Origin of the sequence: Mesorhizobium sp. M7A.F.Ca.US.014.04.1.1 (assembly GCF_003998745.1) — a bacterium.
Lineage (GTDB): Bacteria > Pseudomonadota > Alphaproteobacteria > Rhizobiales > Rhizobiaceae > Mesorhizobium > Mesorhizobium ciceri.
Window position 1 is genome coordinate 1 of record NZ_RZRW01000829.1, and the last position, 1,871, is coordinate 1,871.

2 protein-coding genes are annotated in these 1,871 nt (G+C 63.7%); both read right to left on the reverse strand.

The genetic code is table 11. From position 1 onward, the window contains the following. On the reverse strand, positions 1-1,436 hold a 1,436-nt coding region (gene uvrC, locus EOA22_RS32005; protein ID WP_127390524.1), incomplete at its 3' end, for an excinuclease ABC subunit UvrC. Then, positions 1,433-1,871 (reverse strand): SDR family oxidoreductase (locus EOA22_RS32010; protein ID WP_127390525.1); only part of this gene is annotated, 439 nt, incomplete at its 5' end. The genes EOA22_RS32010 and uvrC, both read right to left, overlap by 4 nt.

Below are 1,871 nucleotides of genomic sequence, written 5' to 3' on the forward strand. Positions count from 1 at the left end.
CGGTACTGGTTCTTCACGAACCCCTCCGGTCCGGCAACGACCATGGCGCCGACGGCATTGGTGCCCATGATGTGCGAATTGTCGTAGACCTCGATGCGCACTGGCGGCTTCGGCAGGCCGAATGTCTCGGCGAAACCGGCAAGCAGGCGTCCCTGGGTGGAGGTTTCAGCCAGCCGGCGTCCGAGCGCTTCGCGGGCATTCTGCAAAGCGTTGTCGGTCAGGTCCTTCTTCTCGCCGCGCTGCGGCACGGAGATTGCGACCTTGCGGCCGGCGCGGGTGGAGAGCGCCTCGGCCAGCAATTCCTGATCCTCGACGCCATGCGACAGAAGAATGTTCCGCGGCGTCGGCTTGTCGTCATAGAACTGCGCCAGGAACGAGCCCAGCACCTCGGCTGCTTCCAACGCCGGATCGGCCTTGGGGAAATAGGCGCGGTTGCCCCAGTTCTGGCCGGTGCGGAAAAAGAACACCTGGATACAGACCTGGCCGCCTTCCTGATGGATGGCGAAGACATCGGCTTCGTCGACGGTCGCCGGATTGATGCCCTGGTGGCTCTGCACATGCGACAGGGCCGCCAACCGGTCGCGATAGATCGCGGCGCGCTCGAAATCGAGAGCTTCCGACGCTTGCTGCATGGCGGCCGAGATTTCCGTCTTCACCTTCTGGCTGCGGCCGGACAAGAAGTCCTTCGCCTCATTGACCAGCTCGGCATAGTCCTGGTGCGAGACCTCGCCGGTGCAGGGACCGGCGCAGCGCTTGATCTGATAAAGCAGGCATGGCCGCGTGCGGTTCTCGTAGAACGAGTTGGTGCAACTGCGCAGCAGAAAGGCGCGCTGCAGCGAGTTGATGGTGCGGCCAACGGCACCGGCCGAAGCAAAGGGACCGAAATAATCGCCTTTGCGCGAGCGCGCGCCGCGATGCTTGTAGATGCCCGGCGAGACATGGTCGCCGGTCAAGAGGATATAGGGAAACGACTTGTCGTCGCGCATCAGGACGTTGAATCGCGGCCGCAAGCGCTTGATAAGATTGGCTTCGAGCAGCAGCGCTTCGATCTCGGTGCGGGTGACGACGAACTCCATCGTCGACGTTTCGCGCACCATGCGGCCGATGCGGGTGGTGTGGAAGCGGCCTTGCGCGTAGTTGGTGACGCGCTTCTTCAGGCTGCGTGCCTTGCCGACATAGAGCACATCGCCGGCAGCGTTCATCATGCGGTAGACGCCGGGCGCGTTGGGCAGCCGCTTGACCAGCGTCTGGATCACCTCGGCGCCGATCATGCCTTCCGCGTCGCCGGCATGCGGCGTCCAGTCGATGGCGGTGAAGGCGACATCGGGACCGACGGTTTCAACGATTTCCTCGACCGCCTCGTCCTCGAGGTCGATATCGGGGGGCAGATCGTCGGTGCCGCCGCGCGGCTTGCTTTTGTGGTCTACAGGACTCATTCCGTCATGCCTGTCACATCGGGCGTCTGCCACGCAAGATGCTGGCCGCCATCAAGCGCGATCATCTGGCCGGTGACCGAGCGCGCTTCCCAGAGATAGCGGATAGTGGCGCCGAATTCCGGCAATTCCGGGCCGCGCTTGAGGATCAAGCCATCGACTTGGGCTGCAAAATCGCTGTCGTCCTGACGCGCGTTCTTCAATGTCGGCCCCGGGCCGATGGCATTGACGCGGACGCGGGGACCGAGCGCTTGCGCCATCATCTGGGTGGCTGTCCACAGCGTCGATTTGGACAGTGCATAGGAGAAGTAGCGCGGCGTCGGCCGCCAGACGCGCTGGTCTATCATGTTGACGATCAGGCCCTCCTGCCCTGCCGGTAGTGCCCGGGCGAAATTCTGCGCCAGGAGCGCGGGCGCTTTCACATGGGCGGCAAAGTGC